Genomic DNA, 16791 nt, shown 5'->3' on the forward strand with positions numbered 1-16791 from the left:
ATTCTCCAGTCGCGCGGGTTCCAAGCCACAACCCTATCTCAAATCACGAAACGCGCCACCATGGCATTTAAATCCACGGCCAGGCGCGACAGTTCGTGAGTGGCGGCGCTGGTCTGGTTGGCGCCAGCGGCGGACTGGGTGGCCAGGTCGCGGATGTTCACCAGGTTGCGGTCAACTTCGCGGGACACCTGGGCCTGCTCTTCGGACGCGCTGGCGATCACCAGGTTGCGCTCGTTGATCAATTGGATCGACTGAGTGATCTGCTCCAGCGCCACACCGGCGGCACGGGCCATTTCCAGGGTGCTTTGGGTGCGTTGATTGCTTTGCTGCATTGAGGAGACCGCGTGGCCAGTGCCGTTCTGAATGCCGGCGACCATTTTTTCGATTTCCTGGGTCGATTGCGCCGTGCGATGGGCCAACGCCCGGACCTCGTCCGCCACCACCGCAAACCCGCGCCCGGCTTCACCGGCACGGGCGGCTTCGATCGCGGCGTTCAGCGCCAGCAGATTGGTCTGTTCGGCGATGGCGCGGATCACGTCCAGCACCTTGCCGATGTCGCGCCCCTGAGCGGCCAGGCCTTCGATCATCACCGAGGTGTTTTGCACATCGTGGGTCATGGTCTGGATCGCGCCGACGGTTTCCACCACACGGTCGCGACCTTCGCGGGCGGCTTGGGTCGACTGGTTCGAGGCTTCGGATGTCGACACTGCGTTGCGCGCGACTTCTTCCACGGCAGCGGTCATTTCGTTGACCGCAGTGGCGGCCTGTTCGATTTCGTTGGTCTGCTGTTGCAGACCGCGGGACGCTTCTTGGGTGACCGTGCTGAGTTCTTCAGCGGCGGCACCCAGTTGGGTGGCGGAACCGGCGATCTGTTCGATGGTTTTGCGCAGACTGGCCTGCATCGCGGACAAGGCACCGAGCAAACGGGCCGGTTCGTCCTTGCCGTCGTCCTCGATGACGTTGGTCAGGTTGCCGCCCGCAATGGTTTGCGCCGCCAGCAACGCACGGTTCAGCGGCGTGACGATGCTGCGGGTCAGCAGCCAGGCCAGCAGCACGGTCATCAGCGCCGCAATCACCGCTACCACAATGATGCCGGTAATCGCGCTGCGATACTGCTCGCCCGCTGCGGCCGAGGCGGCTTTCGCATCGGAATTATTGAGCGCCACCAGTTTGTTCAGCTGCTCGCCCATCTGGTCCGTACCTTCCTTGATCCGGGTGTTGATCAGCGTGCGAATCTCATCGAGCTTGTTCTGCCGCGACAGCTCCAGCATCTGGTTCTGGGCTTGCAGGTAGCTGTCCAGCGTTGCCGTGAACGTCTTGTACAGCGCGGCTTCTTCCGGGGTGGCCGACAACGCGGCATAACTCGATTGTGCGCTGCGAACCTTGTCGACCAGCACGCCGATACGCGTCTGGGCTTCCTGCAACGCGGCCGGATCACGGTTGACCAGCACCCGGAAAGAGAGAATGCGCAGACGCAGGACGTTTTCCGTCAGGTTACCGAGAAACCCGACGCTGGGCAGCTGCGTGGTTTCCATGTCGATGGAGGCTTGGTGAATGGTTGTCATGCGGTTCACGGCAAACACACCCAGCACGATGACGAGCAAGGCAATGAAAGCAAAACCCAGGAACGCTCGAGGCGCGATATTCAGATTACGCAGTGACATAGGATGATTCTCGGGTGATGGGGCTACGAGCATCCTTGCGTGATCACTGAATGGCGGGCGGTGGCGCACGCGCTTTCAGGTTGGCGCCACTGTTGGAATAGGTTTGTGTGGGCCTATTGGCTGTATCGGCTGGGGATGAGGATTCATGCGGGGGATTGGAGAAAAATATTTCACCGGATTACGAGTGCTTCAACCATGAAACACTCTAGCTCTATGTAGCAGCTGCCGAGCCTGCGAGACTGCGTTCGACTGCGAAGCAGTCGTGAAGTCATGCGGCGCGGTGTGCCAGGAAAAACCGGTTGCCGGATTTACGACTGCTGCGCAGCCGAACGCAGCCTCGCAGGCTCGGCAGCTGCTACAGGTGATCGTACGGCTTCAGGCTTTGCGAGCGGCCACCCGCCAGACCCGCGCCACATCACTCGCCCGCTCCCGCAACAACCGCGGCGCCTCGGCACATGCCTGCTCCAGCGTCATCGGTCCACTGGCCAAGGCAAACGCGGCATCGATGCCATGTTCGTACAGCGCCTGATAACCCTCACCCAGTGTTCCGGCGAGGACAATCACCGGCACGCCGTGCTGGCGAGCAATACGCGCCACACCAAACGGCGTCTTGCCACGCAGGGTCTGGGCATCGAAACGGCCTTCGCCGGTGATCACCAGGTCGGCGCCCTTGACCGCATCGTCCAGGCCGACCAGTTCGGCGACCACTTCGACCCCGGCCTTGAACTGCGCCCCCAAAAACGCCTTGGCGGCGAACCCCAGGCCGCCTGCCGCACCGCTGCCCGGTTCGTCACGAACGTCTTTGTTCAGGACCTGAGCGCACCGTTCGGCAAAGTGCCCGAGCGCGCGATCCAGTTGCTGGACTTGCTCGGGTGATGCGCCTTTTTGCGGGCCGAAAATCGCTGAGGCACCGTGAGGGCCGCACAGTGGATTATTGACGTCGGCGGCGATGTCGAATTGCACCTCGGCCAGGCGCGGGTCGATTTCACTCATGTCGATTCGCGCTAGTTGCGCGAGGGCCAAGCCGCCCGGTGCCAGTATTTGGCCCTGGGCGTCCAGCAGTTTGACGCCCAAGGCTTGCATCGCACCCGCCCCGCCGTCATTGGTGGCGCTGCCGCCAATCGCCAGAATCACCCGTTGCGCCCCGGCATCGAGCGCCGCGCGGATCAACTCGCCGGTGCCGAACGTGCTGCTGATGCAGGCATCACGCTTGCCCGGCGGAACCAGTTGCAGGCCGCTGGCCTCGGCCATTTCGATGATCGCGGTGTGGCTCTGGGGCAGCCAGCCCCAAACGGCCTCAACCGTTGCACCGAGCGGCCCACGAACAGGGGTTCGGCGCAGTTCGCCCTCACACGCCGCCAGAATCGACTCGACGGTCCCCTCCCCGCCGTCAGCCATCGGGCATTTGACCAGGAGCGCATCGGGCCAAACCTGCGCCAACCCCAGAGCAATGGCATCAGCCACACCCTGAGCACTCAGGCTGTCCTTGAACGAATCGGGGGCGATGACGATTTTCATGCGAGTTCTCCAGTTCCAATGCGTTCCATGCTGCCAGCAGGCAAGAACAATAACGCCGGTCCGCTGCACAAGCGGCCATGACGATTATTGTTCATTTCCACAAAACCTATCTGTCCCTACACATTCCTTGTAGCAGCTGCCGAGCAGCGCGAGGCTGCGTTCGGCTGCGCAGCAGTCGTCAATTCTAAAAGCAAGGTTTACCTGATGCTCCGCGGCGCATGATTTCACGACTGCTGCGCAGCCGAACGCAGCCTCGCGCTGCTCGGCAGCTGCTACGGGTTGGCGTTTGGGGGGTCGGTTTGGGGGAGGAGTTGGACGCCGAGGTAAAGCGCGAGCATTCCGTCCAGCCTTAGCGGATCAACACCGCTGAGTTCGGCAATCCGCTCCATCCGGTAGCGCAAACTGTTGCGATGGATGCCCAATGCATCGGCACACGCCTGGCTCTGCCCGTCGTGATCGCACCAGCTGCGCAAAGTCGCCAGCAGTTGGCCGTTGCCATCCTTGGCGATGACTTTGCGCAGCGGCTTGAGCAACTCGTCCAGCGCGTCGTCGTTGCGGTGCCGCCAGAGCATCACCGGCAACCGATAACGGTTGAGCGTCAGCAAACGGGAGTTCGGCAACACATCTCGCCCATAAGCCAGCAAATCACCGACACGTCGATAGCAACGACGTAGCCCGGACAGCCCATCGGCTTGCCCACCCACGGCAATGCGCAAAATGTTCCAGCCGAGCCCGTCGAGTTTTTCCAGCAACCGGTCATTCTCGATCGCCTGCGCCGCCGGTCGGCACCAGAGCAACGAGGACTTGGCCGAACTCACGCACCAACTGTCCGGGTAGCGTGAGGTCAACCAGGCGCTGAGCGCCTCGACGGTTTGCCCCGGACCGTGTTCCATCCCTAACTCGAACAGGTACGGCACTCGCGTCATCTGCGGCTTGAGCCCCAGTTGTTGTGCTTCGTCGATCAACCGCGGCGAATCCCCGGCCTCGCTGAGCAGCAACGCCAGCAGATCGTCGCAACGCTGGCGCCGCCATTGCTGTTCGGCCTGCTGATTGCGCTGGCCGACCAGCATCTCGGCGGTCATCCGCACCAGTTCGGCGTAGGTGCGCAATTGCTCGGGTTCACCGGTGATGCCCAGCACGCCAATCAAGCGCTGATCGAGCAACAACGGCAAGTTGATGCCCGGCTGCACACCTTTCAAATGAATCGCCGTTTGGGCGTCGATCTCCACCACTCGCCCGTTGGCCAGCACCAGTTGCGCGCCTTCATGACGGGTGTTGACGCGCTCCGGTTCGCCGCTGCCGAGAATCAGGCCCTGGCTGTCCATGACGTTAACGTTGTACGGCAGGATGGCCATCGCCCGGTCGACGATGTCCTGGGCCAGGTCGTGATCGAGTTCGAACATAGCGGTGATCCTTGAAAGCGTGATGGAGCGGATTGTTCACCCGCACAGGCCTTGGTTGCAAACCCTGTGCTCAGGCACAAAGACAATGACCCAAGCGGTGGCCGAGACTCACTGGGCGGTCAACGTTACCCTTTGCATCGCAAAAAATCATAATAAAGAGAGAGCCCGCCATGTCACAGAGCGCCGCCGCTACCCAGGCCATCGTTGACGAGAAAAACGCCGTCTACAAACGCATTACCCTGCGTTTGATTCCCTTCATTTTCATCTGCTACCTGTTCAACTACCTCGACCGGGTGAACGTTGGATTTGCCAAGCTGCAGATGCTCGACGCACTGAAATTCAGCGAAACCGTGTACGGCCTCGGGGCCGGGATTTTCTTTATCGGTTACGTGTTGTGCGGCGTACCCAGCAACCTGGCCCTGACCAAATTCGGCCCGCGCCGCTGGATCGCGCTGATGATGATCGTCTGGGGCTCGCTCTCGACCTGTTTGCTGTTCGTCACCACCCCGACCGAGTTCTACACCTTGCGCCTGTTCACCGGCGCGGCCGAAGCCGGGTTCTTCCCGGGCGTGGTGCTCTACCTTTCGCAATGGTTCCCGACCTTCCGCCGTGGCCGCATCATGGCGTTGTTCATGTCGGCGATACCGGTGTCCGGCCTGCTCGGCAGCCCGTTTTCCGGCTGGATTCTCAATCACTTTGGCGCAGGCCAAGCGGGTTTGGCCGGCTGGCAGTGGATGTTCTTGCTGCAAGGCATTCCGACCGTGATCCTCGGCGCCCTCGCCTACTTCCTGTTGAGCGACAGTTACGCCAATGCCAAATGGCTCACGCCGTTCGAGCGCTCGGTGCTGGAAGCCGACCACGCCGAAGACCTGGCCAACAAACCGAAAACCACCACCGACTCGCTGCTGGCCGTGTTCAAGAACCCGGCGATCTGGGCCTTCGGCCTGATCTATTTCTGCATCCAGAGCGGCGTCTACGCGATCAACTTCTGGCTGCCGTCGATCATCAAAAACCTGGGCTTCAGCGATAACCTGGTGATTGGTTGGCTCAGTGCGATTCCATACCTGCTGGCCGCGCTGTTCATGTTGATGGTCGGCCGCTCGGCGGACCTGCGCAAAGAACGCCGCTGGCACTTGGTGGTGCCGATGCTCATGGGTGCGGTCGGTTTGCTGATCGCGGTGAACTTTGCGACTACGCCGGCCATTGCCATCCTCGGTCTGACCATCGCCACCATGGGCGCCCTCACCGGCCTGCCGATGTTCTGGCCGGTGCCAACTGCGCTGCTCAGCGCGGGCGCTGCGGCGGGTGGTTTGGCGTTGATCAACTCCATGGGGCAGATGGCCGGGTTCTTGAGTCCGTATCTGGTGGGTTGGGTCAAGGACAGCACCGGGTCGACCGATGCCGCGCTTTACCTGCTGGCGGGCGTGATTGTTTGCGGGAGTTTGTTGGCGTTGCGTATGACGCGGACGTTGCGGGTTTAACGCATAGATCGTTCCCACGCTCTCGTGGGAACGATCGGCACCGGGTGTTCGATATTTCCGTTTGCCCCGCCCCACCATTCTGGTATTTGATTGAGCCTTTCTCCCACCGGTAAAAGGATTTCGTCATGAGCTATCGCACGCTGGGTCATTCGGGTTTACAGGTTTCCACCCTGACCCTGGGCACCATGATGTTTGGCGAACAGACCAGCACCGAAGATTCCTTGCGGATCATCGACAAGGCCTGGGACCAGGGCATCAATTTCATCGACACCGCGGACGTTTACACCAACGGCCGCTCCGAAGAGATCGTCGGCGAAGCGATTGCCGGTAACCGCCACGAATGGGTGCTGGCGACCAAGGTCGGTTTCGGTCCGGTGGACGGTGTGCCGAACCGCAGCGGTCTGAGCCGCAAGCACCTGTTCAATGGCATCGATGCCAGCCTGACGCGTTTGGGCACCGACTATCTCGACATCTATTACCTGCACCGCGAAGACCACAACACGCCGCTGGAAGTCACGGTGTCGGCCATCGGCGATTTGATCCGCCAGGGCAAGATTCGCTATTGGGGCTTGTCGAACTACCGAGGCTGGCGCATCGCCGAGGTGATTCGTGTGGCCGATCAACTGGGCGTCGACCGGCCGGTGATCAGTCAGCCGTTGTACAACATCGTCAACCGTCAGGCGGAAACCGAGCAGATCACCGCCGCGCAAAACTACGGCCTGGGCGTGGTGCCTTACAGTCCGCTGGCGCGTGGTGTGCTCAGCGGTAAATACGCACCGGACGTGAAACCGGACGCCAACAGCCGCGCCGGCCGCGCAGATAAACGCATTCTGGAAACCGAATGGCGCGTCGAATCCCTGCGCATTGCTCAGCAGATCCAGCAGTACACCCAGGGTCGCGGCGTGGGCATCGTGGAATTCGCCATCGCCTGGGTGCTGAACAACAGCGCCGTGACTTCGGCCATCGTTGGGCCGCGAACCGAAGAACAATGGGATGCCTACACCAAGGCGCAGGCGGTGAAGATTACGGCTGAGGATGAGGCGTTTATTGACTCGCTGGTTGTGCCTGGGCACGCGTCGACACCGGGGTTTAATGATGTGAGCCACTTTGTGTCAGGGCGTAAACCGCGCTAACAGCAAAAGATCGCAGGCTTCGCCAGCTCCTGCCTGGATCGGTGCACCCCGGTAGGAGCTGCCGAAGGCTGCGATCTTTTATCTGGCGACACATTCTCCGGCCGAACCACGTATCCTCTGCGCCCGTTTCACGTTCAACTTCGCGAGGACAGTTTGTCTAAAGGTATCGCTCTATCGGTTTCAGCCTCGGTGCTGTTTGCCGTCATGTATTACTACACTTCGTTGCTCACGCCTTTGAGCGGCGTAGAAATCTTCGGCTGGCGCATGCTGCTGACCCTGCCATGCATGACCGTGTTCATGGTGGTCTCCGGTGAGTGGAAACTTGTGGCCGCCCTTTTTCGGCGGCTGGTTGGCCAACCAAAATTGCTCGCCGGCCTGATCGTTTCCGCGACGCTGCTTGGCCTTCAGCTCTGGTTGTTCATGTGGGCGCCGCTCAACGGCTATAGCCTCGACGTGTCCCTGGGTTACTTCCTGTTGCCGCTGTCCATGGTGCTGACCGGGCGGTTTGCCTATGGCGAGCGACTGTCTTACCTGCAAAAGGTGGCAGTGTTTTTTGCGTCCCTCGGCGTGCTCAACGAGTTGTATCAGGTCGGCGGTTTTTCCTGGGCGACCTTGCTGGTCGTCATCGGTTATCCGCTCTACTTCATCCTGCGCAAGCGACTGGCGACCGACAACCTCGGCGGTTTGTGGATGGACATGGCGTTGATGTTGCCCGTGGCGTTCTGGTTCGTTCAGGGCGGTGAACAGGGTTTCGCCGTGTTCGATCAGCACCCGTGGCTGTCGCTGCTGATCCCGTTGCTCGGCGTCATCAGCGCATCGGCGCTGGTGGTTTACATCATCGCCAGCCGACTGCTGCCGTTCAGCCTGTTCGGGTTGTTGAGTTACGTCGAACCGGTGCTGTTGCTCGGCGTCGCGCTGCTGCTGGGGGAAAGCATCAAGCCCGGTGAGTGGCTGACCTACATCCCGATTTGGTTGGCGGTGGTGGTTCTGGTGTTTGAAGGGTTCAAACATCTGGTCCGGCATCGACGAAAATCGATGTAAGGACCGACACGAAAAAGCCCGGCCAGCATTGCTGCTGACCGGGCTTTTTTTACATCTGAAACGGCTTAGTCAGTGGAAAGCACACCACGACGAACCTGGTCGCGTTCAATGGATTCGAACAGCGCCTTGAAGTTGCCTTCGCCGAAACCATCGTCGCCTTTACGCTGGATGAATTCGAAGAACACCGGGCCCATCAGGGTTTCCGAGAAGATCTGCAGCAGCAGACGCTTGTCGCCCGACTCGGACGAACCGTCCAGCAGAATGCCGCGCGATTGCAGTTGATCAACCGGCTCACCGTGGTTCGGCAAACGACCTTCAAGCATTTCGTAATAGGTTTCCGGCGGCGCGGTCATAAAGCGCATGCCGATGCTTTTCAGGTGATCCCAGGTCTTGATCAGGTCATCGCTGAGGAAGGCAACGTGCTGGATGCCCTCGCCGTTGAACTGCATCAGGAACTCTTCGATCTGCCCGGCGCCCTTGGACGACTCTTCGTTCAGCGGGATTTTGATCATGCCGTCCGGGGCGGTCATGGCCTTGGAGGTCAGACCGGTGTATTCGCCCTTGATGTCGAAGTAACGGATCTCGCGGAAGTTGAACAGCTTCTCGTAGAAGTTGGCCCAGTAGGCCATGCGACCGCGATACACGTTGTGGGTCAGGTGGTCGATGATCTTCAGGCCAGCCCCGACCGGATTGCGGTCAACGCCTTCGATGAATACGAAGTCGATGTCGTAGATCGAACTGCCTTCGCCGAAACGGTCGATCAGGTACAGCGGCGCGCCGCCGATGCCTTTGATCGCTGGCAGGTTCAGTTCCATCGGGCCGGTTTCGATGTGAATCGGCTGAGCGCCCAGTTCCTGAGCCCGGGCAAACGCCTGCTGGGCATTCTTGACGCGGAACGCCATGCCGCACACCGACGGACCGTGCTCGGCCGCGAAGTACGAAGCAACGCTGTGCGGTTCATTGTTGAGGATCAGGTTGATCTGGCCCTGGCGATACAGGTGCACGTCTTTGGAACGGTGGGTCGCGACCTTGGTGAAGCCCATGATCTCGAAGATCGGCTCCAGGGTGTTCGGAGTTGGCGATGCGAACTCGATGAATTCAAAGCCCATCAGGCCCATTGGGTTTTCGTATAAATCTGCCATGGTTGGCGCCTCATCATTTTCTTGTCAATTAACGGATCGTTAGTTGCTAGCAATGCTGAGACCGGCGGGTGGCGCGCAGGAGATGCCCCGCACGCTGCGGGCGAGGAAGTCACCGTAGATCAATTGAAACCCAAAACTCTTCATTGTCGACCCAAGGCTATTGCGGGCGAGGCTTCTGCTGCCAGAAGACGATTATTCTTATATGCGTAACCCGATTCTACACAGCGTAAATAGGTTTGTCCGCCTTCTGTATCAAATCCCCTTTTTCCCTGCTCGCGCAAGGGGTTTGTTGCACAGGAAAATCCCCGCGAGGATCAGCCCTCCTCCCAGGCACATCGCCTGGGTCAACTGCTCGCCTAACAACAGCGCACCAAGGATCACCGCGGTCAGCGGGTTGAGGGCAATGAACACGCCTGAACGCGTTACGCCGATTTTGCGAATGCCGTCGTAATAGCCGATATAGGCCAGCGCCGAACCCAATACGCCCAGGTACATCAGGCTCAACCATTGCGTTGGTCCGAGGCTGGTGAGTGCAGCAACACTCAACTCACCGCGAACAGCACTGGTCACCCACAGCATCAGCGTGCCCAGCAGAATCGAGTACGTCACCGTTTGCAGCGGGCCCAGGGTTTGATTCAGGTCTTTGGAGAACAGCGAATAAACGCCCCAACCGAGCACACAGCCGAAAATCAACAGATCGCCGATCCACGCGTCGGCGTTGCCGGCCAACAACTGCGGGTTGCGGCTGACGATCACCAGGCTCGCCCCGGCAATGCAGATCGCGATCCCGAAAACCTTTGCTCGACTCAAGCGCTCCTTGAACAACAGCCATGACGCCAGCCCGATCACGGCCGGGTTCAACGCCACGATCAATGACGCCCGTGAGGCATTGATGTAGTGAAGGCCATAAAAGAAGCACAGGTTGTAGAAAAAGATCCCGAAAAAGCCCAGCAGCGCCAATTGCAGCCATTGCCTGGGGCTAGGCCTTGCGAGAGGCACGCGGGCCAGTAGCAGAAACAACAGCAACGCCACGCTGGCCAGCAAGAACCGCAGACTGGCGGCAAACAAGGGGCTGAGGCTCTCGGCCAGAAACCGCCCGGCGACAAAGGTGCCGCCCCAGATCATGGTGACGGCAGCCAGTTTCAGATAAACCGGCACGTCCGAAGGGTTGGACAGGCTCTGCTCATAGGTCGTCATAGGTTTCCAGAACGAGAAATCGGGGGAGATGACGTATCATTCGACTAATACTTTCTCATCGTAAAATGAGTAAATACTCATGACCCTTACCCAGTTGGAGATTTTTTCTCTGGTCGCCGAGCTTCACGGTTTTACGGCGGCAGCCAATCGCTTGGGGATTTCCCAATCCGCGGTCTCTCACGCCCTCAAGTCGCTGGAACAGGAATTGGGCGTCGAGCTGCTGCGCCGGCATCAGTCCCGGGTCGAACTCAGCGACATCGGCCAACAGCTTTTGCTGCGCGCCCGGGCGATGCTGGGCCTGGCCAACACCTTGCGCCAGGAAGCGGCCGATGCCCGCGGGATGAAACGCGGCACGTTGCGCATCGGCTCGTTTGGCCCGACCTCATCGATCAAACTGCTGCCACTGATCCTGCAGCACTACCGTGCGGCTCATCCGGGCATCGAGGTCCATATAGACGAAGGCCCGGACCGGCAGGTGATCCAGTGGCTTGAGGAGCGGCGTATCGATGTCGGTTTCGTGGTGTTGCCCGAGGAGCGGTTCGACACCTTTGCGCTGATCGAAGACCAAATGGTCGCGCTGCTGCCCGTCGATCATCCGCTGGCCCGTCGCGACAGCCTGACCCTGAGCGATTTGTGCAACGACCCGTTTGTGTTGACTGAGGCCGGCTCGTCGGAACTGGTGTCGCGGATGTTCAGTGCCGCCCGGCTGACACCGAACATCCGTTATCGCTGCTCGCAACTACTGAGTACGCTGGACACCGTTGGCCGAGGCGATGCGCTGACGGTCGTCGCCGAAGGCTCATTGCCCGATGATCGCGACAGTCGCTACGTGAAAAAACCGCTGTCGCCACCGGTCACACGCCAGGTGGGTCTGGCGGTACTCGACCAGCGCCAGTCATCCCCTGCGGCGCTGGCTTTTATCAAACTGGCCGAGCGCCTGAATGACCGTTGAGCGGCACACACGCCGAGGGCCAACTATCATGGCCTTCTACCTGAACTCTTTTTGGAAGGCGACCCGTCCTGCCAGCATTTGAGAGCCCTATTTCATCGTTACAGGTTTCGCAAATGCCACTGAACGCCAAAACCCGCCGCAAACGCGGTATCAGGATGGCTGTGACGCTACTGAGCGGATTACTCCCGGTGTTGTTGGGACTCGCCATTCTTTATATGCAAGCTGAGCGTACGCTCAAGCAAAGTACTGAACAGACGGCCGAAGAAGCCACTCGCCAATTCGAATTGATGCTCGACAACACCGCCCAAGCCGCTCAGGAACTGCTGCCGCTGGCCGGCCAAAACTGCAACGACGTCAAACTGGCCTTGCGCGAACAGGTCACCCGCCGGCCGTTCGTGCGCTCGACCAATCTGGTGTGGGACAACACCATTTACTGCAGCTCTTTGTTCGGTGACGTTCAGGAAACGATCGTTTCCGGCGACTACAGCAAAGGCGCGTTATTGCTGATGAAAGGCAACCCCGTCACGCCTGATACCGCATTGCTTGTGTATCGGCTCAGCAAAGAAAAACAGGGCGCGATGAGCACCCTGGACGGGTATCACCTGAGCAACGTACTGCGGCTGATTGGCCGCAAGACATTGCTGCTATTGCAAGTCGGCCCCCATTGGTTGTCCGCCGATGGCAAATTCCATGACGGTGCCCTGCCTGCCTTTGCGGTGGCACAAACCAGATTGGCGTCCTCGCGTTACGACTTTTCGGTGGAGGCCGGATTTCCTGAAGGTGAAACCTGGCGCTTCATGAGCAGTGAGTATCCGCCGCTGTTCAGCTTGCTGATCTTCTTCGGTGTGATTTCCGGATTGATCGGGCACTTTGTCCAAAAACGTTCGTCATCACCGAGCAATGAAATGCGGCGCGCCCTGGATGCTGCGGAGTTCATTCCATACTTTCAGCCTGTGGTGCATGGCGACAACAAGAAGTGGTCCGGCGCCGAGGTGCTGATGCGCTGGAATCATCCAAAGGAAGGTCTGGTGCGCCCGGAGCTGTTCATTCCGCTTGCCGAACACTCCGGGCTGATCGTGCCGATGACCCGCTCGCTGATGCAGCAGACCGCCGAATTGTTGGCGCCTGTTTCACCCTCCTTCGAGGGCGTTTTTCACATCGGCATCAACATTACCGCCAGCCACTGCAAGGACCTGGAACTGGTCGAGGATTGCCGTCAATTCCTCGCGGCCTTCGAGCCGGGTGCCGTCAGCCTGGTGCTGGAACTCACCGAGCGCGAACTCATCGAACCCACGGCCATCACCCACCAACTGTTCGAGCAGCTTCACGCGCTGGGCGTGATGATCGCGATCGATGACTTCGGCACCGGTCACTCAAGCCTGGGTTACCTGCGTCAGTTCAATGTGGACTTTCTGAAAATCGACCAGAGTTTTGTCGCCATGATCGGTGTTGACGCCCTCTCACGGCATATCCTGGACACCATCATCGAACTCTCGGCCAAGCTCGATCTGGGCATCGTCGCCGAAGGCGTGGAAACCACGGAGCAAAGTGATTATCTGACCGCCCACGGCGTGAACTTCTTGCAAGGTTATCTGTTCGGCCGGCCGATGCCCGGCGCGGACTTCATTAACGCATTAAGTCACCATTAACTAGCGGCGCTAAGCGGCAAGACAAGGAGGTGGCGCACCTATTTGAATCAAAAGACTACTGTTGTTACATGAAGAAAAAGACAGGATTTACTCTTGGCCAATTAACTACTACAATTTTTCTTGCCTGCGCTAGATTGGCAGGTGAGCCATTATCACCGAGTCGCTACAAGGCCCTTGGCTTATAGCTTTGTTTGCGGTTGGTATCAGCCAAACACACTATTGGAGTAAAGATATTGTCCAGACTCGCTGAATTTCGTGCAGCTGAAAAGGCCCTTCAAGAGCAGCTCAAGCAGCTGGAAACCCTGAAGAATGATGCCGGGCTCAAGAAAGAAATCGAATTCGAAGAAAAGCTCCAGGGGCTGATGAAAACCTACGGCAAGAGCCTGCGCGACATCATCGCCATACTCGATCCGAACCCGGCAAAATCCGGTCTGCAACAAGCAACGCCTAAAACCCGCCGCGCTCGCGTGGTCAAGGTTTATCAGAACCCGCACACCGGTGAACTGATTGAAACCAAGGGTGGCAACCACCGCGGCCTGAAAGCCTGGAAGGAACAATACGGTGCAGCTACCGTTGATTCCTGGCTGCGTGGCTAAGCACTCGCGGTGACAAAAAAGCCCTGCCAATGCAGGGCTTTTTCATGGACGCCTTCTAAATGCAACGATTGGCGTCGATCAACTCGCTACTTGTCGAATAACTTTGTGCTTAATCCCTTTGGTATCTAAAAATTTCCGAATGCCCTGAAACCGGCAGCCATTGAAATCTTTAACTAAAGTTTCAAGCTGTTACGAGCTGCCTCTATTTCATCCTGACTTGCCTTATAAACCTCTGCCTGCCCCGCGTAGGAAAGAACATAGGCCTTATCGGCATCCACGGCGGCAACCAATGTTTGAGAGAGCACATGCCTTCCGTTCTGCGTGATCGTGCAGGTAGTTTCCAGCGCTGATAAGCGGCTCAACGTCGTCGGGTGAATCTTGTTGCAGACACTTTGATAACCGCCTTGAAAGAAGTCCTTCTGCACCGACTTGCGCATCTCCAGCAATACGCCTTGCAGATTCACCTGATGACCACTTTCCACCTGAGTCATGGTCAACTCCATCACCATTACCGGCGTGCCGCCTTGATCGTTTTTCACCGCGCGCTGACGGGAAACGTGGGTGTTGGCGTCATCTTGCGGGACAGCTTCGACTTCCCAGCCGATCGGCCAGGTAATGACTGGCTCGTCTGCGAGAGCGCTGTTAACACCTGAAAGCACGCCGATCAGGACGAACATCGATTTACAGAAACGAATCATTGCAATGAGCACTCACGGATTGAACCGTAAAGTCTGAGCCTCGCCCGTCTGTCAGGCAAGAGCCGACGCTTTGGGTTTGGTGATGTCCGAACCCTTGCGTATCATTGTCGCCATTCGTTAGCCCCACTTATTTTCCGGAGGGCCCATGAGCCTGCACGAATTGAACACCTTCCCAGGCGTGACCGCCCAACCTGACACCGCCACCCAGAAGTTCGTCTTCAACCACACCATGCTGCGGGTCAAGGACATCACCAAGTCCCTGGATTTCTACACGCGCATTTTGGGTTTCTCGCTGGTGGAAAAACGCGACTTCCCGGAAGCCGAGTTCAGCCTGTACTTTCTGGCGCTGGTCGATAAAGACCAGATCCCGGCCGACGCTGCTGCCCGCACTGAATGGATGAAGTCGATCCCCGGCATTCTCGAACTGACCCACAACCACGGCACCGAGAACGACGCGGATTTCGCTTACCACAACGGCAACACCGACCCGCGCGGTTTTGGCCACATCTGCATCTCGGTGCCGGATATCGTCGCTGCGTGCGAGCGCTTCGAAGCGCTGGGCTGCGATTTCCAGAAACGCCTGAATGACGGCCGCATGAAGAGCCTGGCGTTCATCAAAGACCCGGATGCGTACTGGGTTGAGATCATTCAACCGGCACCGATGTAAGCCCGCTCCCACACTGGAATGTGTGATGCACAAAAAACCCCATGATCGCTCATGGGGTTTTTGTGTTTTCAGCGTCGGGTTTTATGCCGGAGCCGAGGTCCGGATCAGGTGATCGAATGCGCTCAAGGAAGCCTTGGCGCCCTCGCCCACCGCAATCACGATCTGCTTGTACGGCACGGTGGTCACGTCACCGGCAGCGAATACGCCCGGCATTGAAGTCTCACCGCGGGCATCGACGATGATCTCACCGCGAGGCGACAGCTCGATGGTGCCTTTGAGCCAATCGGTGTTGGGCAGCAAACCGATCTGCACGAAGATCCCTTCCAGCTCGACGGTACGCAACTCGTCCGACTGACGATCCTTGTAGCGCAGGCCGTTGACCTTCTGACCGTCGCCCAATACTTCAGTGGTTTGCGCACTGGTGATGACAGTGACGTTCGGCAGGCTGTGCAACTTGCGCTGCAAGACCGCATCGGCGCGCAGCTGCACGTCGAACTCCAGCAGTGTTACGTGGGACACGATGCCCGCCAGGTCGATGGCCGCTTCGACGCCGGAGTTACCGCCGCCAATCACCGCCACGCGCTTGCCTTTGAACAGCGGACCGTCGCAGTGCGGGCAGTACGCCACGCCTTTGTTGCGGTATTGCTGCTCGCCCGGGACGTTCATTTCACGCCACCGCGCACCGGTCGCCAGGATTACGGTCTTGGCTTTCAGGGTCGCGCCGCTGGCGAAGTGGACTTCGTGCAACTCGCCGTTCTTGCCCGGCACCAACCTGTCGGCGCGTTGCAGGTTCATGATGTCGACGTCGTACTGTTTGACGTGTTCTTCCAGTGCCACAGCCAGTTTCGGCCCTTCGGTTTCCTGCACGGAGATGAAGTTCTCGATGGCCATGGTGTCGAGCACCTGCCCACCAAAACGTTCAGCCGCCACACCGGTACGAATGCCTTTACGGGCAGCGTAGATCGCGGCCGAAGCACCGGCCGGGCCACCGCCGACGACCAATACGTCAAAAGCTTCTTTGGCGCTGATCTTCTCGGCTTGACGCTCGATGCCGCTGGTGTCGATCTTGGCGAGGATCTCTTCCAGGCCCATGCGACCCTGACCGAAATTCACGCCGTTCAGGTAAATACTTGGCACGGCCATGATCTGACGGTCATCGACTTCGGCCTGGAACAGCGCGCCGTCAATGGCGACGTGGCGGATGTTCGGGTTAAGCACGGCCATCAGGTTCAATGCCTGGACCACGTCCGGGCAGTTCTGGCAGGACAGCGAGAAGTAAGTCTCGAAGTTGAACTCGCCTTTGAGCGAACGGATCTGTTCGATCACTTCAACACTGGCCTTCGAAGGGTGACCGCCGACTTGCAGCAAGGCCAGCACCAGCGAAGTAAATTCGTGGCCCATCGGGATGCCGGCGAAACGCAGGCTGATATCGGCACCCGGGCGGTTGATCGAGAACGATGGTTTACGTGCATCGTCACCGTTGTCGAGCAAGGTAATTTGGGTAGAAAGACTGGCAACGTCTTTGAGTAATGCGAGCATTTCCTGGGATTTCGCACCGTCGTCGAGGGATGCAACGATCTCGATCGGCTGGGTGACCCGTTCCAGGTATGACTTCAACTGGGCTTTAAGATTGGCGTCCAACATACGGGC

14 protein-coding genes are annotated in these 16791 nt (G+C 58.9%); 7 read left to right on the forward strand and 7 right to left on the reverse strand.

The window, feature by feature from the left end:
* Positions 1-38: 38 nt before the first annotated feature.
* From ACMXYI_RS23190 to ACMXYI_RS23200, 3 genes are all read right to left on the reverse strand, one after another.
* Complete coding sequence (locus tag ACMXYI_RS23190; RefSeq protein WP_415769253.1) at positions 39-1664, reverse strand: methyl-accepting chemotaxis protein; 1626 nt, start codon at positions 1662-1664, stop codon at positions 39-41.
* A gap of 375 nt (positions 1665-2039) precedes the next feature.
* Entirely contained in the window at positions 2040-3182 is a 1143-nt protein-coding gene (locus ACMXYI_RS23195) for a glycerate kinase (protein WP_415769254.1), read from the reverse strand.
* A 272-nt stretch (positions 3183-3454) separates the two neighbouring features.
* A complete protein-coding gene (locus ACMXYI_RS23200; protein WP_415769255.1) occupies positions 3455-4585 on the reverse strand; it encodes a sugar diacid recognition domain-containing protein in 1131 nt (376 codons plus the stop codon).
* Positions 4586-4755: 170 nt separating this feature from the next.
* On the opposite strand from ACMXYI_RS23200, the gene ACMXYI_RS23205 reads away from it, so the two are divergent.
* The 3 genes from ACMXYI_RS23205 (at position 4756) to rarD (ending at position 8240) form a co-directional block, all read left to right on the forward strand.
* The gene (locus ACMXYI_RS23205; RefSeq protein ID WP_033055148.1) at positions 4756-6066 is read left to right on the forward strand and encodes an MFS transporter; all 1311 of its coding nucleotides are present in this window, start codon (positions 4756-4758) and stop codon (positions 6064-6066) included.
* Positions 6067-6191: 125 nt separating this feature from the next.
* Positions 6192-7199: an aldo/keto reductase gene (locus tag ACMXYI_RS23210; RefSeq protein ID WP_223429923.1), complete on the forward strand. Its 1008-nt coding sequence runs from the start codon at positions 6192-6194 to the stop codon at positions 7197-7199.
* Between the two features lie 153 nt (positions 7200-7352).
* The gene (rarD, locus tag ACMXYI_RS23215; protein WP_415769256.1) at positions 7353-8240 is read left to right on the forward strand and encodes an EamA family transporter RarD; all 888 of its coding nucleotides are present in this window, start codon (positions 7353-7355) and stop codon (positions 8238-8240) included.
* A 65-nt stretch (positions 8241-8305) separates the two neighbouring features.
* Here the strand turns inward: rarD and hppD are convergent, their stop codons facing one another.
* Together hppD and ACMXYI_RS23225 are read right to left on the reverse strand one after the other, a co-directional pair.
* Positions 8306-9382: a 4-hydroxyphenylpyruvate dioxygenase gene (gene hppD / locus ACMXYI_RS23220; protein ID WP_415769257.1), complete on the reverse strand. Its 1077-nt coding sequence runs from the start codon at positions 9380-9382 to the stop codon at positions 8306-8308.
* Positions 9383-9634: 252 nt separating this feature from the next.
* On the reverse strand, positions 9635-10579 hold the full coding sequence (locus ACMXYI_RS23225; protein ID WP_415769258.1) for a DMT family transporter: 945 nt from the start codon (positions 10577-10579) through the stop codon (positions 9635-9637).
* A 79-nt stretch (positions 10580-10658) separates the two neighbouring features.
* Here ACMXYI_RS23225 and ACMXYI_RS23230 point away from each other — a divergent pair, with 79 nt between their 5' ends.
* The 3 genes from ACMXYI_RS23230 (at position 10659) to ACMXYI_RS23240 (ending at position 13776) form a co-directional block, all read left to right on the forward strand.
* On the forward strand, positions 10659-11531 hold the full coding sequence (locus tag ACMXYI_RS23230) for a LysR family transcriptional regulator (protein ID WP_415769259.1): 873 nt from the start codon (positions 10659-10661) through the stop codon (positions 11529-11531).
* A 113-nt stretch (positions 11532-11644) separates the two neighbouring features.
* Complete coding sequence (locus tag ACMXYI_RS23235; protein WP_415769260.1) at positions 11645-13180, forward strand: EAL domain-containing protein; 1536 nt, start codon at positions 11645-11647, stop codon at positions 13178-13180.
* A gap of 233 nt (positions 13181-13413) precedes the next feature.
* Positions 13414-13776 carry a histone-like nucleoid-structuring protein, MvaT/MvaU family gene (locus ACMXYI_RS23240; protein ID WP_008155126.1) on the forward strand — a complete coding sequence of 121 codons (363 nt, stop codon included), beginning with the start codon at positions 13414-13416 and terminating at the stop codon, positions 13774-13776.
* A 173-nt stretch (positions 13777-13949) separates the two neighbouring features.
* Here the strand turns inward: ACMXYI_RS23240 and ACMXYI_RS23245 are convergent, their stop codons facing one another.
* Positions 13950-14474, reverse strand: coding sequence for a DUF4946 domain-containing protein (locus ACMXYI_RS23245; protein WP_415769261.1), 525 nt, complete (start codon positions 14472-14474; stop codon positions 13950-13952).
* Positions 14475-14619: 145 nt separating this feature from the next.
* Here ACMXYI_RS23245 and gloA point away from each other — a divergent pair, with 145 nt between their 5' ends.
* Complete coding sequence (gloA, locus tag ACMXYI_RS23250) at positions 14620-15141, forward strand: lactoylglutathione lyase (protein ID WP_017338616.1); 522 nt, start codon at positions 14620-14622, stop codon at positions 15139-15141.
* Positions 15142-15222: 81 nt separating this feature from the next.
* On the opposite strand, the gene ahpF is transcribed toward gloA, so the two are convergent.
* Positions 15223-16785, reverse strand: a complete 1563-nt coding sequence (gene ahpF / locus ACMXYI_RS23255) for an alkyl hydroperoxide reductase subunit F (RefSeq protein ID WP_415769262.1) — start codon at positions 16783-16785, stop codon at positions 15223-15225.
* Between the last annotated feature and the right edge of the window lie 6 nt (positions 16786-16791).

The organism is Pseudomonas lyxosi (genome assembly GCF_047758685.1).
GTDB classification, from domain to species: domain Bacteria; phylum Pseudomonadota; class Gammaproteobacteria; order Pseudomonadales; family Pseudomonadaceae; genus Aquipseudomonas; species Aquipseudomonas lyxosi.